This is a genomic window from Methylobacillus methanolivorans, assembly GCF_054588515.1.
On record NZ_BAAILT010000002.1, the window covers coordinates 283543 to 306576 of the forward strand.

Annotated in this window: 27 protein-coding genes; 12 read left to right on the plus strand and 15 right to left on the minus strand. The window is 52.0% G+C overall.

What is annotated here, in order from left to right; all coding sequences use genetic code 11:
* The coding region (locus tag LG202_RS02660; RefSeq protein WP_459724347.1) for a sensor histidine kinase at positions 1-264 on the plus strand (264 nt) is incomplete at its 5' end.
* A 7-nt stretch (positions 265-271) separates the two neighbouring features.
* Here the strand turns inward: LG202_RS02660 and LG202_RS02665 are convergent.
* The gene (locus LG202_RS02665) at positions 272-964 is read right to left on the minus strand and encodes a DUF2490 domain-containing protein (protein ID WP_230346872.1); all 693 of its coding nucleotides are present in this window, start codon (positions 962-964) and stop codon (positions 272-274) included.
* A 226-nt stretch (positions 965-1190) separates the two neighbouring features.
* Here LG202_RS02665 and LG202_RS02670 point away from each other — a divergent pair, with 226 nt between their 5' ends.
* The gene (locus LG202_RS02670; protein WP_230346873.1) at positions 1191-1706 is read left to right on the plus strand and encodes a BON domain-containing protein; all 516 of its coding nucleotides are present in this window, start codon (positions 1191-1193) and stop codon (positions 1704-1706) included.
* Positions 1707-1769: 63 nt separating this feature from the next.
* On the opposite strand, the gene LG202_RS02675 is transcribed toward LG202_RS02670, so the two are convergent.
* From LG202_RS02675 to LG202_RS02700, 6 genes are all read right to left on the minus strand, one after another.
* Positions 1770-2345, minus strand: a complete 576-nt coding sequence (locus LG202_RS02675) for a lipocalin family protein (protein WP_459724352.1) — start codon at positions 2343-2345, stop codon at positions 1770-1772.
* Positions 2342-2824: a YaiI/YqxD family protein gene (locus LG202_RS02680; RefSeq protein ID WP_230346874.1), complete on the minus strand. Its 483-nt coding sequence runs from the start codon at positions 2822-2824 to the stop codon at positions 2342-2344. The genes LG202_RS02675 and LG202_RS02680 overlap by 4 nt, the downstream gene beginning before the upstream one ends.
* A 17-nt stretch (positions 2825-2841) precedes the next feature.
* Complete coding sequence (gene recQ, locus LG202_RS02685) at positions 2842-4671, minus strand: DNA helicase RecQ (RefSeq protein ID WP_230346875.1); 1830 nt, start codon at positions 4669-4671, stop codon at positions 2842-2844.
* Between the two features lie 12 nt (positions 4672-4683).
* Positions 4684-6258, minus strand: coding sequence for a DEAD/DEAH box helicase (locus tag LG202_RS02690; RefSeq protein ID WP_230346876.1), 1575 nt, complete (start codon positions 6256-6258; stop codon positions 4684-4686).
* Between the two features lie 204 nt (positions 6259-6462).
* Positions 6463-7176: a pseudouridine synthase gene (locus LG202_RS02695; protein WP_230346877.1), complete on the minus strand. Its 714-nt coding sequence runs from the start codon at positions 7174-7176 to the stop codon at positions 6463-6465.
* 17 nt (positions 7177-7193) lie between these two features.
* Positions 7194-7697, minus strand: coding sequence for a DUF3617 domain-containing protein (locus LG202_RS02700; RefSeq protein ID WP_230346878.1), 504 nt, complete (start codon positions 7695-7697; stop codon positions 7194-7196).
* An 89-nt stretch (positions 7698-7786) separates the two neighbouring features.
* Here LG202_RS02700 and LG202_RS02705 point away from each other — a divergent pair, with 89 nt between their 5' ends.
* The 7 genes from LG202_RS02705 (at position 7787) to LG202_RS02735 (ending at position 11750) form a co-directional block, all read left to right on the plus strand.
* Entirely contained in the window at positions 7787-8407 is a 621-nt protein-coding gene (locus LG202_RS02705; protein ID WP_230346879.1) for an Nmad2 family putative nucleotide modification protein, read from the plus strand.
* Between the two features lie 78 nt (positions 8408-8485).
* Complete coding sequence (locus LG202_RS02710) at positions 8486-9049, plus strand: LysE family translocator (protein ID WP_230348029.1); 564 nt, start codon at positions 8486-8488, stop codon at positions 9047-9049.
* A 30-nt stretch (positions 9050-9079) separates the two neighbouring features.
* Positions 9080-9604 carry a GNAT family N-acetyltransferase gene (locus LG202_RS02715; protein WP_230346880.1) on the plus strand — a complete coding sequence of 175 codons (525 nt, stop codon included), beginning with the start codon at positions 9080-9082 and terminating at the stop codon, positions 9602-9604.
* 186 nt (positions 9605-9790) lie between these two features.
* Positions 9791-10129, plus strand: coding sequence for a zinc ribbon domain-containing protein YjdM (locus tag LG202_RS02720; protein ID WP_230346881.1), 339 nt, complete (start codon positions 9791-9793; stop codon positions 10127-10129).
* A gap of 3 nt (positions 10130-10132) precedes the next feature.
* The gene (locus LG202_RS02725) at positions 10133-10471 is read left to right on the plus strand and encodes a tRNA-binding protein (protein ID WP_230346882.1); all 339 of its coding nucleotides are present in this window, start codon (positions 10133-10135) and stop codon (positions 10469-10471) included.
* Between the two features lie 152 nt (positions 10472-10623).
* Positions 10624-11133 carry a GIY-YIG nuclease family protein gene (locus LG202_RS02730; RefSeq protein ID WP_230346883.1) on the plus strand — a complete coding sequence of 170 codons (510 nt, stop codon included), beginning with the start codon at positions 10624-10626 and terminating at the stop codon, positions 11131-11133.
* Positions 11134-11321: 188 nt separating this feature from the next.
* Positions 11322-11750, plus strand: coding sequence for a VOC family protein (locus LG202_RS02735; RefSeq protein WP_230346884.1), 429 nt, complete (start codon positions 11322-11324; stop codon positions 11748-11750).
* A 76-nt stretch (positions 11751-11826) separates the two neighbouring features.
* Here LG202_RS02735 and dhaK read toward each other — a convergent pair whose 3' ends face one another.
* From dhaK to rpiA, 3 genes are read right to left on the minus strand one after another with little or no spacing between them, the layout of a single operon-like run.
* Positions 11827-12816 carry a dihydroxyacetone kinase subunit DhaK gene (dhaK, locus tag LG202_RS02740; protein ID WP_230346885.1) on the minus strand — a complete coding sequence of 330 codons (990 nt, stop codon included), beginning with the start codon at positions 12814-12816 and terminating at the stop codon, positions 11827-11829.
* A 27-nt stretch (positions 12817-12843) separates the two neighbouring features.
* On the minus strand, positions 12844-13482 hold the full coding sequence (gene dhaL / locus LG202_RS02745) for a dihydroxyacetone kinase subunit DhaL (RefSeq protein ID WP_230346886.1): 639 nt from the start codon (positions 13480-13482) through the stop codon (positions 12844-12846).
* The gene (rpiA, locus tag LG202_RS02750; protein WP_230346887.1) at positions 13479-14174 is read right to left on the minus strand and encodes a ribose-5-phosphate isomerase RpiA; all 696 of its coding nucleotides are present in this window, start codon (positions 14172-14174) and stop codon (positions 13479-13481) included. The genes dhaL and rpiA overlap by 4 nt, the downstream gene beginning before the upstream one ends.
* Positions 14175-14253: 79 nt before the next feature.
* Between rpiA and LG202_RS02755 the strand changes: the two genes are divergently transcribed.
* Positions 14254-15048 carry a TrmH family RNA methyltransferase gene (locus LG202_RS02755; protein ID WP_230346888.1) on the plus strand — a complete coding sequence of 265 codons (795 nt, stop codon included), beginning with the start codon at positions 14254-14256 and terminating at the stop codon, positions 15046-15048.
* Between the two features lie 13 nt (positions 15049-15061).
* Here the strand turns inward: LG202_RS02755 and hslO are convergent, their stop codons facing one another.
* Positions 15062-15943, minus strand: coding sequence for an Hsp33 family molecular chaperone HslO (gene hslO, locus LG202_RS02760; protein ID WP_230346889.1), 882 nt, complete (start codon positions 15941-15943; stop codon positions 15062-15064).
* A 173-nt stretch (positions 15944-16116) separates the two neighbouring features.
* On the opposite strand from hslO, the gene LG202_RS02765 reads away from it, so the two are divergent.
* Entirely contained in the window at positions 16117-17805 is a 1689-nt protein-coding gene (locus LG202_RS02765) for a diguanylate cyclase (protein WP_230346890.1), read from the plus strand.
* Between the two features lie 16 nt (positions 17806-17821).
* Here LG202_RS02765 and gluQRS read toward each other — a convergent pair whose 3' ends face one another.
* The 3 genes from gluQRS to LG202_RS02780 all read right to left on the minus strand — a co-directional run bounded on the left by gluQRS (position 17822) and on the right by LG202_RS02780 (position 20299).
* Positions 17822-18724, minus strand: a complete 903-nt coding sequence (gluQRS, locus tag LG202_RS02770) for a tRNA glutamyl-Q(34) synthetase GluQRS (protein WP_230346891.1) — start codon at positions 18722-18724, stop codon at positions 17822-17824.
* Between the two features lie 64 nt (positions 18725-18788).
* Complete coding sequence (locus tag LG202_RS02775; protein ID WP_230346892.1) at positions 18789-19115, minus strand: DUF3301 domain-containing protein; 327 nt, start codon at positions 19113-19115, stop codon at positions 18789-18791.
* Complete coding sequence (locus LG202_RS02780) at positions 19115-20299, minus strand: PilT/PilU family type 4a pilus ATPase (protein ID WP_230346893.1); 1185 nt, start codon at positions 20297-20299, stop codon at positions 19115-19117. Before LG202_RS02780 ends, LG202_RS02775 begins: the two co-directional genes overlap by 1 nt.
* 295 nt (positions 20300-20594) lie before the next feature.
* On the opposite strand from LG202_RS02780, the gene LG202_RS02785 reads away from it, so the two are divergent.
* The gene (locus LG202_RS02785; RefSeq protein ID WP_230346894.1) at positions 20595-21266 is read left to right on the plus strand and encodes a hypothetical protein; all 672 of its coding nucleotides are present in this window, start codon (positions 20595-20597) and stop codon (positions 21264-21266) included.
* Between the two features lie 41 nt (positions 21267-21307).
* Here the strand turns inward: LG202_RS02785 and pap are convergent, their stop codons facing one another.
* Complete coding sequence (pap, locus tag LG202_RS02790) at positions 21308-22801, minus strand: polyphosphate:AMP phosphotransferase (protein WP_230346895.1); 1494 nt, start codon at positions 22799-22801, stop codon at positions 21308-21310.
* Between the last annotated feature and the right edge of the window lie 233 nt (positions 22802-23034).

Below are 23034 nucleotides of genomic sequence, written 5' to 3' on the forward strand. Positions count from 1 at the left end.
GTCGTGCAGGAAAGCCTGAATAATGCTAGCAAATACGCCTATGCGACCAAGGTGTCAGTGCATATGGTGGATGAGCTGGATTACCTCAAGCTGGAAATTGAAGATAATGGTGTGGGCGTTGATCTTGCCAAGACGGTGGCAAGCACTCATGGTCTTTCTGGTATTCGTAACCGCATTATGGCGATAGGGGGGCGCGTGGATATTACCAGCGCCCCTAACCAAGGTTTTCACCTGTTGGCGATCATTCCTACCAAGCTGTCGTAGTGTCAGCCTAGAAACGCAGGAACAGCGAAGTCGACAGGATATGGTTCATGCGGTCAAAGCTATTGCCGCGTACATATTGATTGACATAGCCGATCTCGAACCTGGCATTGGAGGCCGCTTGCCATGCCACGCCGGCAAAGGCACGGTTCTGGTCAAAGCCACTGAGAGCACCCCAATCCGTGCTGCGGGTGCTGACAAACAACTCATCCCATACCAGCCAGCTCAGCGATTCGGAGCCTTCGATTTTCTTGATCGCGCGTACCAGTTGGCGTACACGGTGTCCTGTATCATTGCCAATATCAAAATTACGCTGTTCCAGCCGGGTGCGGCTGGTGATGACGATCCCGTTTGCTGTAGGTGGGAAGGTATACATGAACTGCTGCCACCAGCGTTGTTCGTGATTAGACCCTTGTGCGGTGTGTGTCCTGACATCGGCATAACCCAGCCAGATACTGGCCCGGTCTGAAATCCAGTAGTTGATGGCGGGGCGGATGATGGTTTGGTCGTGCTCTCTACCCTCCTCTTTTAGGCGGGGCTGTAGCTCTGCGTACCAGCCGACATGATTTTCCTTCGATACCATGCCTTCCATGGTCAGATTGATCCAGAAGCGACCATCTTCCTCGACTTCGGCGTTTGCCAAACTGCTGGCACCCAGTGTGGCCATCAGTAACCCGTGCATCAGGCGTGTATTCAATTTCATGCAAATTCCTTGTTGTGACTCAAGCCATAGTCTTTACGACGACTATGGCAAATTGTTGAGGGGGGACTGTACCTTACACATGTAAAAAACGCGAATTGAAAGAGGCATGAAGTGTCAGTTGCTTCTGACATGATGTATAGCGATAGGCCGACGGTGATGGCTGTCGGAAGACATTACCATGCAGTCATGGGTAGTCATTTATCGTTGCACTTTTGAGGAGAGTAATATGCATCGTCATATCAAGACCAATATGATTTCTGCTGTTATCAGCGTGTTACTGGGCGTTGCGGCAAGCAGCGCATGGGCAGTATCCATTTCTGATGAACTGAATCAGAGCCCCGACGTCAAGCAGTTCCACGAGCTTGATACCAATAATGACGGGCACTTGAACTACACCGAGGCCAGTCGGGATAGCTTTTATACCAAAGAGCACTTCAATGCTGCCGACAAGAACAAGGATGGCAAGCTGACCCAGGAAGAGTACAGTAACTACAAGACTGCACAGCAGAAAAAAGAGGTAGGCCGCATCGTGGATGACAGCACGATCACAACCAAGGTCAAAGCCAATATTCTCAAGGAAGAGGGCTTTAAGGGCTTGCAAGTGAGCGTGGAAACCTACAAAGGTGTCGTGCAGTTGAGCGGCTTCGTGAATACCAAGGCCCAGATCAAGAGAGCTGGCGAGGTGGCAAAGGCAGTTGAAGGCGTGAAGTCGGTGAAGAATAACCTGATCGTCAAGAGCTAACTGCCTCGATGGAAAACAAAAAGCCTGTGGTTAGCCACAGGCTTTTTGTTTTGTTGGTGCGTGTTAGTGGCGCATGGTGTCCTGATGGGGCAGCTTCATCCCTGTCTGGATGTTATGTTCGACAAAAATGAGTTTGCTCGTATCGAAACCTAGGTGTTGTGCCCTGGCAATCAACTCAGCCTTGACCGGGTAGGAGAGTTCCGGGGTACGCGACAGTATCCAGAGATAATGACGATCAGGACCGGCGACCAGCGAAAAATTGTAATGAAGGCGGTCCAATACCAGAATGTTGTAAGCACCATAGAATGGCCCAAAAAATGAGACTTTCAGTTTGCCGATATTAGGGCCATCAACAAAATAGGCTTTGCCTTCTGCTTCTTTCCAGCGTTGCTTTACCGGGTCGTAGCCACGGTTGATCACCTTCAGGCCACCATCTTCGCGTTTGCTGTAAGTTGCTGTTACTTCGTGCAAGCCGCGCTCGAATGAGTGATCCAGGCGGGCGATTTCATACCAAGTGCCCAAATATTCATCTGGCTTGAAGTCTGCTACAGGGCTTAAGCCCTCGGGTGTTCCGGTACCCGTGCAAGCCAATAGGCAGCATGAGAGCACAAGGCACAATATACGTTTGATAGTCATCATGTTTTTTTTACATCTGGCTGGTTTGATGTTGTTGTCGCATTCCGGGCAATAAAGCGGTCCAGTGCCGCCGCAAATGCCTGTCTATCTGCCTGGCTGAATGAAGATGGGCCACCCAGTTCAACGCCACTGTTGCGCAAGTCTTCCATCAAGTGCCGCATGGCAAGCCGTTCGCCTATACTGCCCTTGTCATACATTTCCCCACGCGGGTTAAGCGCATGGGCATCGTTGGCGATGACTTCTGCCGCGAGTGGAATATCTGTGGTAATGACCAGATCACCCGGCTGAAGTTTTTGCACGATTTCCTTATCTGCGACATCAAAGCCGCCAGGCACCTGCAAAGCGCGGATATGCGCTGAAGGCGGTACACGCAATAGCTTGTTGGCAACCAGTGTCACCATGATGCCGGTACGGTCAGCTGCGCGGAACAGGATTTCTTTCACTGCCACCGGGCAGGCGTCTGCATCAACCCAAATCTGCATGATAGTCGGCCTTTGTGTTAATGGGCATGTTCTTCCAATACCTCCAGGAATTCATCGCCATATCGTTCCAGTTTGCTGGTGCCAATGCCGCTGATCCGGCTCATTTCATCTAGGCTGCCAGGGCGGCGATTGAGGATTTCCAGCAAGGTGCTGTCGTGGAAAATCAGATACGGCGGCACTTCTTGCTCTCGGGCCAGCTCCAGGCGCTTGGCCTTGAGGGCAATCCAGAGCGGGTCATCCTGCACCTCCTTGTAAGCCTCGCGGCTGCGGCTGGCGCGCTCGGCAGTGCTTGCACGCGCATCGGGAGGATCGCTGCGGAGCCAGATTTCACTTTCACCACGTAATAGTGGTCGGGCTTCCTCAGTGAGGCGTAGGCCGCCATAGCCTTCCATGTCAGTCGAAAGCAGGCCGGCTGCGACCAATTGGCGAAACACGCTGCTCCATTGCGTCTGGCTCAAGCTTTTGCCAATGCCAAACGTGGATAACGATTGATGGTTAAAGCGCTTGATTTGTTCGGTGGTCTTGCCCAGCAAGATGTCGATGAGGTGGCCTGCGCCAAAGCGTTGCCCGCTGCGATACACGCATGAAAGCGCCATGCGGGCAGCCTCTGTGCCGTTCCAGGTGTCCACTGGGTTGAGGCAATTGTCGCATTGCCCGCAATTACCTGGATGCTGCTCGCCAAAGTAACGCAAGATACCTTGGTGGCGGCAGGCCGTGGATTCGCAATAGCCGAGCAGGGCATCTAGCTTCTGGCGCTCTAGGCGTTTTCTTTCTTCTGGCGTATCGCTGCTGTCTAAGAGCTGGCGCATGCTCACCAAGTCGCCCAAGCCATAGACCATCCAGGCATTGGCATCCAGCCCGTCGCGGCCTGCACGGCCAGTTTCCTGGTAATAGCCCTCCATGCTCTTGGGCAAGTCGAGGTGAACGACAAATCGCACGTTGGGTTTATCTATGCCCATGCCAAAAGCAACGGTAGCCACCATGATGATACCTTCCTCGCGCAGGAAACGCTGCTGGTTGGCCTGGCGCACGCTTGCATCCAAGCCAGCATGGTAGGGCAGGGCATCCCAGCCTTGTTCCTTGAGCCAGGCTGCTGTTTCTTCCACCTTGCGCCGTGACAGGCAATAGATGATGCCTGCATCGTTGGCATGCTCGGATTCGAGGAAGTTGAGTAATTGCTTGCGGGCGTTGTTTTTCAATGCCACGCGGTAGCGAATGTTAGGGCGGTCAAAGCTGGAAATAAACTGACGGGCGTCTTCCAGGTTGAGGCGCTCGACAATTTCACTACGAGTCGGGGTATCTGCCGTAGCGGTCAGCGCAATGCGTGGTACTGCGGAGAATTCCTGGTGTAGCACCGTGAGCTGGCGGTATTCTGGCCGGAAATCATGGCCCCATTGCGATACGCAGTGCGCCTCGTCAATTGCAAACAGGGCGATGCCAAAGCGCTGCTGGATTTCATGCAGGGTGCTGAGGAAATTAGGCGTCATCAGCCGCTCGGGAGCAACATACAGTACCTTTAGCTCACCACGCATCAATGCTTGGTAAACACTGCGTGCCGTTTCAACATCCAGGCTGGAGTTGAGAAAGGCAGCATTAATGCCGAGCTGGCGCAAGGCATCCACCTGATCCTGCATCAAGGCGATTAATGGTGAAACAACAATGCCGACGCCTGGCCGCAGCAGGGCCGGAATCTGGTAGCAGAGTGATTTGCCACCACCCGTCGGCATCAGTACCAGAGCGTCGCCACCGCCTACCACATGATTGACGATGGCTTCTTGTTCGCCACGAAAGGCACTATAGCCGAAGGTTTGCTCCAGCAGTTGCTGGGCAGCAGTGTTCTCCTGCATATGGTTCAAATGCTAGCGGCGACCCCGATTAGGGCGCTGCCCGGAGTTGTTGTTAAACTGGCGTTTGGGTGGCTGTGGCGGCACGAATAGGCCCACCTGTGGCATGGCCTGGTGGCGAGCAGCTTCGGACAAGAATTTTTCTGGCTTTTTCTTGGATTGATCCGCTTGCCCTTGAGGCTTGTTGCGCTGACCTTGATGCTGGGCGGGCTGTTGTTGGCCTTGAGCACGCTGAGGCCTAGCTTGGTTTTTGGCCTGGTTGTTCCTGCCTTGACGTTGCTTGTTGCTGCGCGGTTCGGCACTATTGCCTACGCTATCGTCACGCTCGCGCTGACCTTGACCTTGCGGACGGTTGTTCCTAGCCTGGCGTGATGGTGCCTGTTGCGGTCTTGGTGGGCGGCTTTCTACAGCGGGTTTTTCGCTAGGGACGAACTCACCAGGAATGTCCAATTTCGGAATTTCACGCTTGATCAGGCGCTCGATACCCTTGAGCAGTTTGACTTCCTCGCCATCCACCAGTGAAACGGCAGCACCTGAGCAACCAGCGCGACCAGTGCGGCCAATACGATGCACGTAGTCTTCCGGTACATTGGGCAGCTCGAAGTTCACTACTTGTGGCAATTGGTCGATGTCGAGGCCACGTGCAGCAATATCGGTTGCGACCAGCACTGGTAAAGTGCCGTCCTTGAACTCAGCCAGTGCCTTGGTGCGAGCAGATTGGCTCTTGTTGCCATGAATCGCGGCGGCGGCAATGCCGTCCTTGCTGAGTTTTTCTGCCAGGCGGTTGGCACCGTGCTTGGTACGGGTAAAAATCAGCACCTGCTTCCAATCGTGGTGGCGAATCAGGTGTGCGACCAAGTCACGCTTGTGACTTTGGCTAACGAGGTGCACGGTCTGATCGACCAGTTCCGATGCCGTGTTGCGGCGAGCCACTTCTACATAGCCAGGGTTGTGCAGCAGGCCATCAGCCAGTTCCTTGATTTCATCTGAGAAGGTGGCCGAGAACAGCAAGTTTTGCCGTTGCTTGGGTAGTAGCGCCAATACACGCTTGATGTCGCGGATAAAGCCCATGTCCAGCATGCGGTCGGCCTCGTCCAGCACCAGTATCTCAATCGCGGAAAGGTCTATGGTTTTTTGTGCCGCGTGATCAAGCAAGCGACCAGGTGTTGCGACCAGGATATCGACCGGTTTTTTCAGGCGCTCGATCTGCGGGTTGATACCTACACCGCCAAACATCACCATGGATTTCAATGAAAGATGTTTGCCGTAAGTTTGCACCGATTCTTCCACCTGCGCGGCAAGCTCGCGCGTCGGTGTCAGGATCAGGCAGCGTGGCTGGCCTGCCTTGGACTTGAGTGGCTTGCTATGCAGCAAGTGCAGCAAGGGCAGGGTAAAGCCTGCGGTCTTGCCCGTTCCGGTCTGTGCGCCTGCTAACAGGTCGCCGCCATTGAGTACTAGCGGAATAGCCTGGGCCTGGATCGGTGTTGGGTTGGTATAGCCAGTATCGGCAATCGCACGCAGAATAGGTTCTGCCAGGCCGAGGTCGGAAAATTGTAGGTTGGAAAGCGCAATGCTCACGTCAGAAGACAAGCTGAAACTCCATTATATTCAAGGGTGTTTTGTCGGCCTGTTACGATGACATAACTCCAATCTAGGCAGACAGCAGGAAGGTGTCTTTGGGATTCAAGACCGCTGCGCGGATTGGATGTAGCGCAGGGAAAGCAAATTATACGGCAAAAATATGCCAGCTGGGCAAGGAATGCATGAGATGTTTTTCATGCATTCCCATCGTGGTTATGCCTGGCGTACTGGAGAAACGGCCTCCAGCATGGCGGCATCCAGCCAGCGCCATTCGCCTTCGGCGAGGTCATCAGGCAAGGTCAGGTTGCCAATGCGGATGCGCTTTAATGCCTCAACGCGGTTGCTCACCGCAGCCAGCATACGCTTGACTTGGTGGTATTTACCTTCTGCCAGTGTCAGGTGCAGCACATGGTCGCTGATGATGTCAGCGGCGAGTGCTGCAACAGGAGCTGGTTCATCCAGCAACTGCACGCCGCTCAGCAGCAAGGTGATTTGCGCCTCATCCAACGGATGCTTGGTGGTAACTTCGTAGACTTTGGGCACTTTCCATTTCGGCGAGCTCATGCGGTGGATGAATTGGCCATCATCCGAGAGCAGCAGCAGGCCCGTCGTGTCCTCGTCCAGCCGGCCTATGCTTTGTACGCCGCGCTCCAATAAAGCAGCAGGTAGCAGGCTAAAAATACTGGGGTGGTGCTGAGGCTTGTGTGAGCATTCGTAATGCGCTGGTTTGTTGAGCATCAGGTAAGCTTGGGTGCGGAATTGCCAAGCTACGCCACGCACCGTGAAGTGCAGGTTGTCTGTCTCGAATTCAGTGAAAGGGAAATCGCAGAGTTCGCCGTTGACCGTCACTTCGCCGTGGCGAATCATGGAGCGGCAAATCTTGCGGGAGCCAAAGCCCTGCGAATGCAGGATACGTTCTATTTGCATAAGTTGATTCAAACCGGTTATGGCTGGTAAGTTGGAATATCAGCATCGCAAGCAGGCTTTACCCATTTGCCGCTGATGGAAGAATTCTGGTTGACGGGCAGGCCTTGTGCAGTTCCCTGCATGGATATATTGCCCTGGAAGGTACTTTCACTGAGCAACGTCATATCGAAGCGGCCATTACCCTTGATGGCACCGTTGCAACTAACATCGCCAGTGACTTTATCACCTTGATGCTTGTAATTGCGCACACTACAGCCATCTTCTGTCTGCGGCAGCAGCGGTTGTTTCAGCTTGGCTTGTTCCGGTGTGACGCATTGTTGCGTTGCGATGGCATTGCCGCCCACGGGCAATTCAATACCGAATTGGCGTAATTGTTCCAGCTGCTCAGGGGCAATGGCGGGTAGTCCCTGGAGTGAAACTGAAATTTCCCACTGGCCTGGCTTGATCTGGTCTACGGCGAAAGTCGGCAGTGAAACAACGGAGAGAAGACATAAAAGTAGTGCGGCAATACGGTTTGGCATGGATGGGCTCATCAAAGAGGCAGCCAAAGTATAACACTTGCCAACAGTGAGGCTGTAGAGTGGTCGCATAATGAAAGAGGATAGTTAGGATGAAGCTTTATTCCTATGTGGTAGATCATGATCGTGGTTACGCGCCAAATCCAGAAGATGGATTGTGTACCTTGGTGTACTGTAAGTTCAGTCACCATGGGCAACGCCGCAATATTGTTGAAACGGCTGAGGTTGGCGATTGGGTGCTGGGCACAGGTGGTCAAAGCAGTGAAAGCTCTGGGAACGGCACGATTATTTATCTCATGCGTGTAGATGAAAAATTAGCATATGCTGATTTCTTGCTAGATCCTCGTTTTCACAAGCATATAGACAATAGTGTGCAACGCACAGATGATGCAAAAGCGCTTATTTCAAACACTTTTTATTACTTTGGTAACCATGCACCCAACATTCCAATTCAGTTTCGAAAGATGTTGCTTGAGAAAAGGGGCCCCGGGTATCGCGCTGATCTTTCACCAGATCACCTTCAGCAATTGATAGCATGGTTTCAAGAGACTTACCAGCTTGGAAAGCACGGAGAACCATGCTCTCCCCCTAAGGACAACACTCAATCGTGCATGCATGCTTGTGCATCCTCATGCGAAAAAAGCTTACCAGCTCCAGCGGAGATCAATAAAAAATATGTTAAAACTATGGTTGATAGTCTTGGGGATTTTTAGATAGAAGAGGTAGCATAGTCATTGATATTTGGTATCCAGAATTATGGCAGTTTTATCCTTGCCACCCTTATCTACCAGATGATTCCAGGCCCCGGTACGATAGCAATTTTAAACGCTGCTTCACGTAGTTATGTAGCTGGCATGGCCGCAGTAGCTGGCACTTTGTTGGGCGACATGGTCTGGATGATCGCGGCACTCGCCGGGCTGGCTGCTCTGATGCAGGCACACCCCTTGCTGTTTTCATCCTTGCAGTGGTTGGGCGCTGGTTATCTGTGCTGGATAGGCATACAGTTGTGGCGTACCAGATCAGGTGCAGCGGTCGAGTTAAAGGGGGTCATGCCTAGTGGAGGCGCATATTTTCGGCTTGCATTCGCGGTTTGTATGACCAACCCCAAGGCAGTACTATTTTTCTTTTCCTTCTTTCCTTTGTTTCTTAAGCCAGATGTTGCTGTAGGCACATTGCTGATCATGATGTTGCATGTCACGCTCGTATGTTTGTTTTATCAAGTGCTGCTGGTGTGGCTGGGGAGCAAGGTTACCCAGCGTTTAGGCAGGCGATCGGATTTATCGCTATGGGGCAGGCGGGTCGCAGGGGTTGCCCTAATTGCTTTTGGCATCAAGTTAGCACTGCATAATCCATAATTACGTTTTTGTAGGGGAGTAATCGCGAAAATGGATGGTTTCAGCATAGACCAAGCGACTGAACTAGATGCTGATGCAATTGCGTCACTGGTCAATCAGGCATACCGCCCTGAAGGGCATGACTATGGGTGGACACACGAAGCAGCATTGGTATCAGGCCTGCGGATATCGCTTGCACAGGTTCGTGCGCTTTTCCGGGTAGGCTCAAGTGTATTGGTGATGCGTAGCGAGCATGGTTTGCTGGCTTGCGTGCATATCGAACAAGCGGGGCAAGCTTGTTACATTGGTATGCTGGCCACTTTGCCGAGCACACAGAATCAAGGTTTGGGCAAAGCCATGCTGCAAGCCGCCGAAGCACTCGCTACCCAGCAATATGGTGCCAATAGTCTAAAAATGCTCGTGTTGTCCTCCAGGCCAGAGTTGCAGGCTTATTACGAGCGCAGGGGCTATACCTTGACCGGACATCGTGAGCCTTATCCTCTTTATGCCGGGGTGGGCGTACCCCGACGGGATGACCTGATTGTTATGGAAATGAGCAAGCCTGTTATACAGTGAGTCATAAGGGTAATTTAGATGTAACGTATCTTTGCAATCCACGATTGGCTGAATTATTGGGCTTACCCAGTTCGATTTGAGATAATCCCTGGCGAAACGGCATGCAGCTGCATTACCGCAAGCATTTCAGCCCGAGATCAAGGCCGCATTGCCTCAATATAACCATGATTTGAATAGGTGTTAGTAATGAGTGAATTACCCAATTGTCCACAATGCAGTTCCACATATACCTACCAGGACGGTGAATTATTGATTTGTCCGGAATGCGCGCATGAATGGAGCGCTACTAGTGAAGAGTCCACGGCGAGTGATTTCATCGTCAAGGATGCCAATGGCAACCTGCTGCAAGATGGTGACACCATTACCGTGATCAAGGATCTCAAGGTGAAAGGATCATCGCTGGTGGTCAAGGTTGGCACCAAAGTGAAGAACATCCGCCTGGTGGATAGCGATCACAATATCGACTGCAAGATCGACGGAATCGGCGCGATGAAGCTGAAATCGGAGTTCGTGAAGAAGGCCTGAGCCATGAACGACATCAGCTTCGAGGATTTTCTCAAGGTGGAATTGCGCGTGGGCGAAGTGGTTTCCGCCGAGATATTCCCCGCAGCCCGCAAGCCCGCCTACATATTGCATATTGATTTCGGCCCGGAAATAGGGGTCTTGAAATCCAGTGCCCAAATCACTGTGCATTACCAGCCGGATGAATTGGTCGGCAAGCAGGTAGTGGCGGTGGTGAATTTTCCTGCGAAGCAGATCGGCCCGATTCAGTCGCAATGCCTGGTGACTGGGTTTCATGATGAGAACGGGGCAGTGGCTTTGTGCGTGCCGGATAAATTGGTGCCTAAGGGGACGAAGCTGCTTTGATATGACAATGAGTTAAGCCTGTTAACTAGGCGGTCTAAATGGCCTAACACCAAGCCTGTGATATTGGATGATTCGCAGAGTTATTGATTTGACTCGTTAGGCTTTCATACTGTGCGAGCATCTAAAATATGATTATGTTTTTGGAGAAAATCGTGACGTTTGCTGACCTCATCAGAAAAATATTGCATGAGCATCCTGAAGGGATGACTCCGCAGCAGGTACGAGATATGGTCAAATTAAATCATCCAGATTTCTATGGTACGGAATCACATCGTCGAAATGTTGAAAAGGGCCACTATAAAGACCTAGATCATGCGCTCTTGGCTCAGATATATGTTGCTTCTCGAACAGGTGGGCAGATTTTTGTGGATAAATCACAAAAACCAATTCGCTTATCATTGGCTCTTGGTGTAAACCAAGATGTAAGTGTTCCAGACGAAGAAATAGATACAGAAAACTTAGAGAGGCTTGAGGCAGGTATCGGAAGGCTTTATGTCTTAGGGACAGCTCTTTATACAAAGAATGGAGAGGAAATAGTAAAAATAGGCATTACTACTGGCGCAGTTGAAAGTCGAATTACGCAACTCTATACAACCGGAGTACCGTTTCGATTTAGAGTGATAAAAGACATCGAGAAGAAAAATTACTATACTATGAGTTAGAGCAATCACTTCATAAGCTGCTCGACCCTTATCGAATAAATAAGTCACGTGAGTTTTTCACCGATAAATGTATGCCGTATATTGAGAAGATCGTTGCGATACACAATGAAATTCATGGCAATGCATGATAACTCATGCCATGCAGCGTACATTTGACGACGTGCTTGAGTCGTCACTAGGGGTACTTTATGGAAACGCAAGAACTGCATCGAGGTCGTCTGATTGATCATATTCAGTTGGTAGTGCAAGACCTTTCTGCCAGCCAAGCCTTTTATGCCGCTGTCCTTGACGCTCTCAATGTGCCTATGGGTGGTGTGGGTGATGGTTACTTCTGGGCCGATGAGCTGTTTGTCACTTCTGTTAATAGTCCCGCAGCGCTAGGGTCATTAACTGGTCGCCATCACTTAGCGTTTCAAGCGCAAGATCAAGCGATGGTCGACAACTTTTACAAGGCGGCGCTTGCGTATGGTGGCAAAGATAATGGTGCTCCTGGGGAGCGTGCTTATCACCCGGGTTACTACGCTGCTTTTGTCTTAGATCCAGACGGTAACAATATAGAAGCTGTTTATCACGGTGAGGCGACTCGAAGCTCTGGTTCTGTGATGATTACTTTCTAGCCGTGATTTATCAATGAAATGCTTAAACTAAAATAAACATGCCGCATTTAGCGGCATGTTTATTTTATGCGGCGCCTCAACACTGCCAGCGCAACGCGGCCGTATGTACCGGGCTATCCCAGTGCTGCCTGATTTCATTATCAAGCAGGGTGACGGTGATAGAAGCGCCCGCCATGTCTAGGGCGGTGGTGTAGTTGCCTACCAGTGAGCGGCTGATAACCAAGCCATGCGCTTGCAGCAGCCTTGCTGCGCTGTTGTAGAGCAGGTACAGCTCCATGAGTGGGGTGGCAGCAAAGCCATTGACCATGAGCAGTACTTCGCTGCCCGGCGTCGGCTTGAGGTCTTCCAGGATGGCGGTGACCAGGTCTGCGACGATGGCGTCGGCGTTTCTCATTTTTTCGCGCTTGCGACCAGGTTCACCGTGGATGCCGACGCCCATTTCCAGTTCTGTTTCGTCAATATCAAAAGTCGGGCGACCCGCTGCGGGAACGGTACAGCTAGTGAGGGCAACGCCCATGGAGGCGGTGCGGCTGTTGACCTTGTCTCCCAGCGCCTTGCAGGCGGAAAGGTCGGCGCCGGTCTCGGCCAGGCTACCGACCACCTTCTCCACGATCACAGTGCCTGCAACGCCGCGGCGACCGGTGGTGTAGGTAGAGTTTTCCACGGCGACATCGTCGCTGGTGAGCACGGTGGCGTTTTCGAACGGCAGCATTTCAGCCGCCATTTCGAAGTTCATGACATCTCCGGCATAGTTCTTGACGATGAACAGCACGCCCTTGCCAGCATGTACGGCTTCAGCCGCTGCAAGCATCTGGTCTGGGGAAGGGGAGGTAAACACGTGGCCAGGACAAGCGGCATCCAGCATGCCGTAACCGATGTAGCCGCTGTGCAGTGGCTCATGCCCAGAACCACCGCCTGAGATGATGGCAACCTTGTTTTCCGCTTTCTGTCTGCGCGTAAGGAAGTGCGGCTCTAGGTTAAGGCTGACGATGTCAGCATGCGCTGCGGCAAAGCCGCTTAGGCTCTCGGTGAGAATATCGTCGACGTTGTTGATGAATTTTTTCATGTTGTTTTCTCCTCCTTTGAGCTGGCTTCAGGCGGCCTGATGCTGTTTTGCCAGTTCGGTAATGGTGTGGATGATGATCTGGCTGCTGCGCGCCCCTGGGTCGATATGGCCGATGGCGCGCTCCCCGAGGAAGGCGGCGCGGCCCTTGGTGGCGATCATTTCCTTGGTCGACAGCATGCCTTGCTCGGCGGCCTGCTGAATGGCATCGAATACCTGGGTCGGTTCGGCGTTTGCTGCTGTGAGGCGGCTAAAAGTGTCCGCTACCGGGATCAGGGTATCCAGCATGGTTTTTTCACCAGCATTGGCCTTGCCGCGCTGCTTGATGGCCTCGACGCTGGCAGTGAATGCCATGGATATTTCGGCTAGTGTGCTGATGTCGCCAGCTTTTTCCACCTTGGCCATCGTCATGAAGAAGGTAGCGATCAGCGGGCCCGAGGCGCCGCCTATGGTGGATAGTAGTTTCATGCCGATGCGCTGCAACGCGTCGGCGGGTGGTAGCGGCGCAAGCTCCTCACGCATTGCGAGTAGGGTGGCGCAGCCGCGCTTGAGGTTGATGAAGTGATCGCCGTCGCCGATCTCGCGATCCAGCGACTCCAGTTCGGCCTCGCTATTGAGCACGGCATTGTTGACTGCGGTAATGGCTGCAAGGATAAATTCAGTTCTCATTGGCTATGCTCAGTTGTCTTCCAGACTTCTTCCACTTGGCCTTGATCGGCAACAAATACGGCATCAGCCAGCTCCTCGAAAACGCCATGTTCAACAATGCCAGGAATATCGTTGAGCAATTGGTTGAGTTCTCTGCTCTGCAATGTCTTGGGTAGCGTCAGCTCAAGTACCAGGCTGCCATGCGAGGTAATGGCCCACCCATCCTTGGCGGCATTTTGCCGCAGGCTGCTTGCGATACCCAGTTGTTGCAAGGAGGCCTGAACCAGTTGCCAGGCAAAGGGAATAACTTCGACCGGGATGGGAAATTTCTCACCCAGGTGGCCCACCAGCTTGCTTTTGTCGACCAGTACAATGAAACGATCACTGGCACGCGCCAAGAGCTTTTCACGCACCAGGTCATAGCCACGTCCCTTGAGAAGGGCAAGATTAGGGGTGACTTCATCTGCGCCATCTACATAAAGGTCCAGCGTGCCCAAGTGCTCAAGCGCAACTAGGGGCAAGCCTTGCTCTCGCGCCTGGATAGTACTAGCCACCGAGCTGGCAGTTGCAGTAATGCGCAGGCCCTCTTCACGATGGCGGCGTGCCAGTTCCGCGATAAAGTAATTCGCGGTTGACCCTGTGCCTAGGCCTACTACCATGTCATCTTGCACATGGCGTGCCGCCTGGATGGCGACCAGTTGTTTGTCGTTCATGAGTTCTCCTCCGTCGTGACGGGTGTTTTGATGCGGATGCGGTAAAATGGCCCGCATCTTGTGCTGAATGCGATTTTTCATGACATTTAAACATATCACCTCTCGCGATAACAGCCTGTTCAAGCAATTGAAAAAGCTGGCTGACAATACGCGGGAACGCCGCAAAAACAATGAAACTCTGTTGGATGGCGTACATTTGCTACAGGCCTATATTGAGCATTTTGGCCTGCCCAAGTTGTTGATCACGGCAGAGGGAGAGTCGACATATGAGGTGGGGGCCATCTTGCAGGAGTTGTCTGATGTGCCAACCGTGATGTTCACCACCCTGATGTTTGCCGAGCTATCGCCCGTGGCAACGCCGACTGGGATTCTTGCCCTGGTGGATATTCCGAGTTTGCCAATGCCTGAGCAAGCAGATTTTGTGCTGATGCTGGAAGACATCCAGGACCCAGGCAACCTGGGTAGCATGCTGCGTTCTGCGGCAGCGGCTGGGGTGGAAGGCGTGTATCTTTCTATGGGCTGCACCGATGCCTGGTCGCCCAAAGCTTTACGTGGCGGCCAAGGCGCGCAGTTTGTGCTGCCTATCGTCGAACGTGCAGATCTAGTGGAGGTAGCACAGGAATTTGCTGGGCAGACCCTTGCGACTACGTTGGCTGGTGACTCTCTCTATAGTCTTGATTTGCAGCAGCCTACTGCATTCGTGATCGGCAATGAAGGTGCTGGCTTGAGTGAGGCGCTGATTGCGGCTGCTAGTCAACAGGTGAGTATCCCGATGGCAGGGCAGGTGGAGTCACTGAATGCCGCAGCAGCGACGGCGGTGTGTCTATTTGAGCGTAGCCGCCAGAAGGCGACCACTACTCAATTGGGAGATTGATCGAAAAGTGAAATTAGTGACGGACGTTGTTACCGGGTAGCACAATTTCCGTGCTGAACAATTGTTCGGCATCTACTTGGTCAAAATGATATTCGGTGTTGCAGAAGTCGCAGTTGATATCAATCGTATGCTGCTCTGCCAGAATCTCGGCCACTTCTTCTTCACCGAGCATGCGCAGCATGTTGCCTACGCTTTCACGCGAGCAGTTGCAATGAAACTTGAGGGCTTGCTCCTTGAACAGGCGAACATCTTCCTCATTAAATAAACGCTTGATCAATGAAACAGCAGCGAGGTTAAGCAGTTCTTCATCTTGCACGGTATCTGCCAGCATGGCGATACGATTCCAGGCATCTGGGTCGGCTGCATCGGGCTGGTCTGGCAACTTCTGCAGCAACATGCCCGCAGCACTTTTGCCATCGCAGGCAAGCCACATACGCGTATCGATTTGCTCCGAGCGTTGCATGTAGTTCTGCAATATCTCGGCGATGCTGTTTCCCTCGACCGGCACAATTCCCTGATAAGGCTGTCCACCATCGCGTGGGTCCAGGGTAATGACGAAATGTCCGTCACTGACCATATCGCTGAAGCTCATCTCATTGAGATCGTCAGACCATTTTGCCGTGGCGCGAACGCCTAAGTCAGCCGTGCATTCCACGACCAACAGCTTGAGCGGGCCTTTGCCTTGTACCTGCAAAATCAAGGCACCGCCTTGCAGTTTGAGTGTGGCAGCCAGCAATGCACTGGCTGCCATCAATTCGCCAAGCGATTGGCGCAAGACCGCAGGAAAATGATGGTGCTGCAAGGCCTGGGTAAAACTATCGTCCAGATGAACAATATTGCCTCTGAGAGGGGTGCTTTCAAATAGGAAGCGGTGCAGTTGGTCGCTGATTTGCATGGATATCTTAGACTTTAAAACGCGGATGGCTAAGATGGAATGATACCATTTGTGCTAAATCTCGAAGAATGGATTGCACATATCGTGTAGCCAGCTGGCTTGCCCAGCTAAAATAATTTGACTATAGTGGTCTTGAAATTGACTATTTTAATTTATTTGAAAAAGCAAACTGAATGGCAGTGAACCAGTATTGGAAAAAGTGGTGGGCAAAGATACAAAAATGGCTGGCATTGCGCCACTTGGCGTTAATTGTTGTGTTGACATTGGTACCTTCGTTCTTATGGATGATGAACCGACTGACAAATGAACTGATCGGCTCGCGCAATTTATTGGAACATACCTATCAGGTGCTTGCCCGGATTGAGCATTTGCGAACCGACATTGATGCACTTGAGCTGGGACGTATCAGCTATTTCGTCAGCCACAACATTGAAAGCTTGCAACAGACTAATCACGCCAGAGGATTGCTTGGTGTTGAAATTGAAGAGCTCAAGGCGCTGACATCCAATCATTACCTGCATAGAAAACTGAACCAGTTTGAACATGTGGCCAAGGCCTTACTAGAAGAAACCGCACGTAATATTGAAGGCTTGGATCTCGGTAATACCACGTATACAGCATTTAGCCATCAAGCGCAGATGTTGATGCTGCAGGCACGAAGCCTGCTGGAGGAAATGCATCGGCATGAAAACTCCTTGCTGAGCAGTCGCATGGATAGCAGTAACAGCAAGGAGCTGGAGTGGGAGCATATGTTGGGCCTGACCGGGATCAGCTTATTATTGATGCTTGGCTTCATCTTGATTCATATGTATCGCGAGATCGTGCAGCACCGCCGCTTGGAAGTGACATTGCGGGAGATTCAGGGGCAAAACCAGGTCACCTTGCGTAACCAGGCCTTGATGGGGGAACTGAGTAGTTTGCTGCAGGCTTGTAGCAGCGTTGATGAGTCACTGGGCGTGATCCGGCAATTTGCCATGCAATTGTTCAATGTTGATGCTGGTGCACTTTACCTGTTCCGCGAATCACGCAACCAACTTGAGGAAAGAATGAGTTGGGGCATAGGCCTCAAAAGTGAGCCTGTTTTTCAACCCGAGAGCTGTTGGGCTTTGAGGCGAGGGGAAATTCATGTCATGAATGGCCAGCCTGAGTCCTTGACATGTCGTCATGTGCAAGTGATCGAAGGCGTTTGTTGTCTTTGTGTGCCTATCATCGCCCAGGGAAATGTATTAGGCGTACTGTATTTAGAAAATCACCATGAGCAGGTTTTCGATGATGTGCAATTGAAGCTGGCTTCTACCGTCACTAATCAGGTGGCATTGACGCTAGCTAGCATGAAAATGCAGGAAACCCTGCGTAACCTCTCGGTGCGGGATCCACTCACAGGGTTGTTCAATCGCAGGTATATGGAAGAGTCGTTACAGCGCGAGCTTGCCATTGCCCAGCGTAAACAACGCCAGTTGGGTGTGGTGATTCTCGATCTAGATCATTTCAAGAATTTCAATGATACCTTCGGCCATGATGCGGGTGACTTCCTGCTGCGCGAAGTAGGAGCGTTGCTCGTGTCAAACTCGCGTTCCAGCGATATTGTGTGCCGATTTGGTGGCGAGGAGTTTGTGCTGATTTTCCCGGAAACTGAAGCTGAGATCATGATGGAGCGCACAGAGCATTTGCGCAAAGTGATTTTTGCTTTGCAGTTACAGCACTTTGGCCGTTCGCTAGGACAGGTTTCGGCCTCGTTTGGCCTGGCTTTCTTCCCCGTGCATGGGAGCACGGCGGATGAGCTGCTCAGGTTGGCGGACAAAGCACTTTACCGTGCCAAGGCAGCCGGGCGTAATCGCCTGGAAATGGCAGCGCGTCCTTAACTCCTGAATTGCTGGGCTAGATCACGATAGCGCGTTGCCGCGGGATATGAGCGGGTTGCCAATGCGACAAAGCCCACTGCCATATCGCTGCATGATGATCTGTTTGGAGTTCGGCTGGCGGCTCTTGCCCCAGGAATGCCAGCACCTGCCATAAATCATGGCTTGTATTATCGCTATCTAGCGCTTGCGCCAGTGTTTGCTTGCTGAGTTTTTCGCCGGCCGTATTGGCTGCCACTGGCACATGCAGGTAAGCCGGATGAGCGTAGCCTAGCGCTTGTTGCAGGAAAATCTGTCGAGGGGTCGAATCCAGCAAATCAGCACCGCGCACGATATGCGTGATGCCTTGCATTTCATCATCTACCACTACTGCGAGTTGATAGGCAAACAACCCATCGGCACGCTTGAGGACAAAATCGCCGATATCGCGTGACAGCACTTGGCTGATTTTTCCTTGTACCGCGTCATGGAAATGGATAGGTGTATCGTCTACCTGAATACGCCATGCGCGCGCATCTTTCCCTGAGGCCAGCCCTCGACGACAGGTGCCGGGATATACCAGGCCATCAATGCCGTGTGTGGCGGAATCGGCGATTTCCTTGCGTGAGCAGCCGCAGGGGTAGACCAAGCCACGTGTTGCCAACATGTGCAAGGCATCCTGGTAATAGTGATCGCGTTGGCTTTGGTATATCACTTCGCCATCCCATTCAAAGCCATAGGCTTCCAGGGTGCGTAAAATCAAGTCGGCAGCGCCGGGCATTTGCCTGGGGAGGTCTAAGTCTTCAATACGTACCAGCCATTCCCCTTGATTGCTGCGCGCATCCAGATAGCTTGCTACTGCAGCAATCAGCGAACCGATATGTAACGGTCCCGTAGGGGAGGGGGCAAAACGGCCCCTGATGTTGCTAAGCTGTGACATCATCGAGAAAGGCTGGGTTAATGTCTTTTTATGGGCAAGTTGCTCTGCTAATGCAGATGATGTAGCGCTAATACAGCGGGTTGGACGGCACGGGTTGCAAATAAGGTGGGATATGCCAGCTTTGCAAATGGCGGCCCAGCATGACCAGTTCACATGACAGGCGATCACTACCGCGGGCACTGACTTCAAATTGATACGTACGTTGTAATTGCATGCGCCCACGGCTGTTGCGTCCAAACCAGACCTTGCTGCACGAAACGGTTTCGTCCAGCAATTGCAGGTTCCAGCGCTCTGCCAGTTCGCGCCCACAGGCAATGGCTTGTTCACGGCTGGAAATGCTGTCTATCCAGTACCAGGCGCCGATGATTGCAATGATGAGTAAATAGAGTTCCATTATGGTGTCAGTGGGTCAGGTTCTTCTTCGGGTTCTTCTTCGGGTTCTTCTTCATGCAGTGATAGTGCATCCACGCGTGCGTTGTTATCTTCGGCAGCGGCGTGTTTGCCATGCAACTTGAAGCGCAGGCGTAGCTCGTTATAGGAGTCAGCGTTGCGTAATGCATCCTCTTCGGTAATGCGGCCTTCTTCACATAGGGTAAATAGGGCTTGGTCAAAGGTCTGCATGCCCAGCTCGACCGATTTTGCCATGGCATCCTTCACCATGCCGGTTTCGCCTTTGAGGATGAGGTCGGCCACTAGCGGTGAATTGAGCAGAATCTCAATGGCCGCACAGCGCCCACCGCCTTTCTTGGGAACCAGGCGCTGCGAGATAAAGCCGCGCAAGTTAAGCGATAAATCCATGTGTAGCTGGGCATGGCGCTCTTCTGGGAAAAAGTTGATGATGCGGTCTATCGCCTGATTGGCGCTGTTGGCATGCAGTGTTGCCATGCATAAGTGGCCAGTTTCGGCAAAAGCCAAGGCAAATTCCATAGTTTCGCGGTCGCGGATTTCGCCGATGAGAATCACGTCAGGTGCTTGGCGCAAGGTGTTCTTGAGTGCGCTAAACCAGTCGTTGGTGTCACGTCCGACTTCGCGATGCGTGATCAGGCAGTTCTTGCTGGCGTGGACATATTCCACCGGGTCTTCCACGGTGATGATATGGCCATGGCTGTTTTCATTGCGGTAATCGATCAACGCGGCCAGTGTAGTGGATTTACCGGAACCGGTGCCACCCACCAGGATCACCAGGCCACGCTTGGCCGAGATCACTTCCTTGAGTACCGGCGGTAGGCCCAGATCATCAAAGCGCGGTATTTGCGTGGTGATGGTGCGCAATACCATGCCGACTTTTTCCTGCTGGATAAAGACATTGACGCGGAAGCGTCCTATCTCCTTGGGCCAGATGGCAAAGTTACATTCTTTGCTTTGCTCGAATTCCAGACGTTGTTTGTCGTTCATCAGCGCATAGGCAAAAGCTTTGGTGTGTTCGCCACTCAGCTTCTGCTGGGTGACTGGCGTCATCTTGCCGTCTATCTTCATCGCCGGGGGGAAGTCTGCGGAAATAAACAGATCGGACGCTTTTTTCTCCAGCATCGAGCGTAGCAATGTATGCATATAGGCCAGGGCTTGTTCCTGATTCATGCCAAATCCAATCCGTGATGCGGGTTTAAAGGGCAGACGCCATATTAAATGAGGTTAAACGCTGCTGTCATTATGTATGGCTGGGCTGGTAACGCAATGTCATCCTATGTGGTTTCTTATCCTGGACAGGTGATTGGCAAGAAAGACTGGAATAACGTGTGATATGAGGTCATGTATTCCTACTATCAAGTCCCTAAATTTCATTTGGAGGATGTCGCTAATATGCTTACACTGCGATGGTATCCCGATTGGGAGCAGTTTTCTGAATTGACCGTAAGCGAGTTGTACCAAGCCCATGAATGATATCCGCGAACGCGAGGCCATGACCGCCTATCTCAGGTTGCTCAAGAACAAGGGCGTTGATGATGAAGGGCTTAAAGAGCGAGAGCATTGGCTACTCGCGTTGATTCCCGCGATTACCGGGCAACCGGTAGATGGCCTGATTTACCGGGAAGCCGTTGAGCAGCTGTTGACCGAAGTAGAGCGCGAGCAATGGCCATTTTTCCTCTCTGTGGTACGCGAGTACTACCACTTCTGGAATCAGGATATCAAAGCGATTGCCGCTTTGAATGCTGGGCATGAGTTTGAGCTTAACCCAACGAAGTGGCAGCCCGTCGAGCACGATCTCAAAACCTTGTGGCAACGCCTTGATAGCGAGAAGTTTGGTGTGGCGGATACCTGGCCGCTCAAGGCTTATAGCCATGCATTGCGCCAGGAGGGCGCTGACCAGGCATTGGTTGATACTCGATTGCGCTTAGTCAAGCTACTACTACTCAAGCTACGCGACGCACCAGAGCGCGACCATAAAGTTTACCGGCATGCGGTGGATGCCACGGTAGGTGTTTTTACCATGAAGCCTACCCAGCGTTTATTCCTGGCCGTGGTGCGGGAGTTTTACTATTTCTGGATCGGCGATCCAGATGCCATCCAGCACATCCAGATTGAACGGGCAGAAAATATTGCCTGAGGATGTGAATCCCACATAGCTGCGCGCGCTACTGAGGTGTGTTACTTCAGCGTTTCAAGCTTACGCTCTAGCTGGTCGCAAATCGTCTTGAGTATTTTGATGCGTGCGTATTTCTTGTCATTGGACTCTACCAATGTCCAGGGTGCCCGCTCGGTGCTGGTGCGGTCTATCATGTCGCAGACTGCTCGTTGATAGTCGTCCCATTTCTCACGATTGCGCCAATCTTCGTCGGTGATTTTGTAGCGCTTGAACGCGGTGTCTTCCCTTGCCTTGAAGCGGGCCAACTGCTCTTTTTGATCTATATGCAGCCAGAATTTCACCAGTACGATGTCGTGATTGAGTAATTGTTCCTCGAAATCATTGATTTCTGCGTAAGCACGCATCCAGTCTTGAGTGCTGCAGAAACCTTCCACCCGCTCTACCAACACCCGGCCATACCAGGTTCGGTCAAAAATCGTGACGCGCCCACGGCGCGGTAATTGTCGCCAGAAACGCCAGAGATAGGGTTGAGCATTTTCTTCATCTGACGGAGCCGAAATAGGGATGATGCTATAGGTGCGTGCATCAAGCGCCTGGGTGACGCGGCGAATGGCGCCACCTTTGCCAGCGGCATCTACACCTTCAAAAGCAACAATTACTGAAAGCCGGTTGAATTTTTCGTGCCGGGTGAGCAGGTTAAGTTTGCCTTGATATTCCTCAAGCTGATCTTCGTAGTCATCCTTGTCCAGGGATTTGCTCAAGTCCAGCGTATTGAGCACATTGAGATCGTCCACGGGTTTGAGCGCCAGGGCAGGCGCAGCTGCCTTGCGCAGCGGGGGGGCTTTGCTATCAAGCCGGGCGCGGATGATATCGAGCAAGTATTTTCCTGTTGTCAGGCTGCGATAGTTGGGGTCAAACCCCTCAATCACCATCCAGGGCGCGTTGGCAGTGCTGGTTTCACGCAGGATATGACCAGTCAGCGTGCGGAACTCGTCATAGTGCTTCAGATGTTGCTTATCTTGCTCTGTGACGCGCCAGCGTGTCTTGGGATTGGCTTCCAATTCGGCAATGCGGTTTTTCTGCTGTTTTTTGGAAAGGTGAAACCAGAGCTTGATGACCAGTGCGCCTTCATCGGTCAGCATACGCTCGAAACGCACAATATCGCTGAGATGGCTATCCAGCTTTTTACGCAGTTTTCCACCTTCCAGATTCTCCAAAATCGGTGCGGTATACCATGAGCCGAAGAAAATACCGATTTTGCCCTTGGGGGGTAATTCCCGCCAAAAGCGCCACATATGCGGGCGTTCAGCTTCATCCTGCGTGGCCGGACCAAACGCACAAGTGTGTATCAGGCGTGGATCCATCCACTCATTGAGCAGGTTCGCTGTTTCTCCCTTGCCCGCACCATCCACACCACCAATCAGAATCAGCACGGGGAAAACCTTGGCCTCAGCCAGGTCGAACTGAAGGTCAAGCAAGGCTTCACGCAGAGCAGGAAGCTCTTTTTTGTAGAGGTCATCAGGGATGCTATGGCCAAGTTCGGCTGATTCAAACATGCGGTCACTTTCCGGTTAGAGGCCTGTTGAGACCGGTTCATGGTGCATAAATTCATGATAGGTGTCAAAACTGGAAGTGGTGAATTCAAAATTGCACTTTATTGGTGCGATGCACGGTCGATGGTTTTAATTTGGTGCGTTGTGTGGTTGTGTTGGTAGGTAAGTTATTAATAAACAATTGGTTATTGATTGGCCTGGTTTTTGCTAAGAATACCGCACTATAAAAATAGCAC

What these genes read in the sequence shown, in the direction of transcription:
- LG202_RS02735 (WP_230346884.1), top strand. Translation starts at nt 11,322, where the DNA reads ATGGAAACGCAAGAACTGCATCGAGGTCGTCTGATTGATCATATTCAG.
- LG202_RS02680 (WP_230346874.1), bottom strand. Translation starts at nt 2,824, where the DNA reads ATGCAGATTTGGGTTGATGCAGACGCCTGCCCGGTGGCAGTGAAAGAA.
- pap (WP_230346895.1), bottom strand. Translation starts at nt 22,801, where the DNA reads ATGTTTGAATCAGCCGAACTTGGCCATAGCATCCCTGATGACCTCTAC.
- recQ (WP_230346875.1), bottom strand. Translation starts at nt 4,671, where the DNA reads ATGCAGGAGAACACTGCTGCCCAGCAACTGCTGGAGCAAACCTTCGGC.
- dhaK (WP_230346885.1), bottom strand. Translation starts at nt 12,816, where the DNA reads ATGAAAAAATTCATCAACAACGTCGACGATATTCTCACCGAGAGCCTA.
- dhaL (WP_230346886.1), bottom strand. Translation starts at nt 13,482, where the DNA reads ATGAGAACTGAATTTATCCTTGCAGCCATTACCGCAGTCAACAATGCC.
- rpiA (WP_230346887.1), bottom strand. Translation starts at nt 14,174, where the DNA reads ATGAACGACAAACAACTGGTCGCCATCCAGGCGGCACGCCATGTGCAA.
- LG202_RS02710 (WP_230348029.1), top strand. Translation starts at nt 8,486, where the DNA reads ATGATTCCAGGCCCCGGTACGATAGCAATTTTAAACGCTGCTTCACGT.
- LG202_RS02725 (WP_230346882.1), top strand. Translation starts at nt 10,133, where the DNA reads ATGAACGACATCAGCTTCGAGGATTTTCTCAAGGTGGAATTGCGCGTG.
- LG202_RS02670 (WP_230346873.1), top strand. Translation starts at nt 1,191, where the DNA reads ATGCATCGTCATATCAAGACCAATATGATTTCTGCTGTTATCAGCGTG.
- gluQRS (WP_230346891.1), bottom strand. Translation starts at nt 18,724, where the DNA reads ATGATGTCACAGCTTAGCAACATCAGGGGCCGTTTTGCCCCCTCCCCT.
- LG202_RS02765 (WP_230346890.1), top strand. Translation starts at nt 16,117, where the DNA reads ATGGCAGTGAACCAGTATTGGAAAAAGTGGTGGGCAAAGATACAAAAA.
- LG202_RS02675 (WP_459724352.1), bottom strand. Translation starts at nt 2,345, where the DNA reads ATGATGACTATCAAACGTATATTGTGCCTTGTGCTCTCATGCTGCCTA.
- LG202_RS02780 (WP_230346893.1), bottom strand. Translation starts at nt 20,299, where the DNA reads ATGAATCAGGAACAAGCCCTGGCCTATATGCATACATTGCTACGCTCG.
- LG202_RS02720 (WP_230346881.1), top strand. Translation starts at nt 9,791, where the DNA reads ATGAGTGAATTACCCAATTGTCCACAATGCAGTTCCACATATACCTAC.
- LG202_RS02775 (WP_230346892.1), bottom strand. Translation starts at nt 19,115, where the DNA reads ATGGAACTCTATTTACTCATCATTGCAATCATCGGCGCCTGGTACTGG.
- LG202_RS02715 (WP_230346880.1), top strand. Translation starts at nt 9,080, where the DNA reads ATGGATGGTTTCAGCATAGACCAAGCGACTGAACTAGATGCTGATGCA.
- LG202_RS02700 (WP_230346878.1), bottom strand. Translation starts at nt 7,697, where the DNA reads ATGCCAAACCGTATTGCCGCACTACTTTTATGTCTTCTCTCCGTTGTT.
- LG202_RS02695 (WP_230346877.1), bottom strand. Translation starts at nt 7,176, where the DNA reads ATGCAAATAGAACGTATCCTGCATTCGCAGGGCTTTGGCTCCCGCAAG.
- hslO (WP_230346889.1), bottom strand. Translation starts at nt 15,943, where the DNA reads ATGCAAATCAGCGACCAACTGCACCGCTTCCTATTTGAAAGCACCCCT.
- LG202_RS02665 (WP_230346872.1), bottom strand. Translation starts at nt 964, where the DNA reads ATGAAATTGAATACACGCCTGATGCACGGGTTACTGATGGCCACACTG.
- LG202_RS02705 (WP_230346879.1), top strand. Translation starts at nt 7,787, where the DNA reads ATGAAGCTTTATTCCTATGTGGTAGATCATGATCGTGGTTACGCGCCA.
- LG202_RS02785 (WP_230346894.1), top strand. Translation starts at nt 20,595, where the DNA reads ATGAATGATATCCGCGAACGCGAGGCCATGACCGCCTATCTCAGGTTG.
- LG202_RS02755 (WP_230346888.1), top strand. Translation starts at nt 14,254, where the DNA reads ATGACATTTAAACATATCACCTCTCGCGATAACAGCCTGTTCAAGCAA.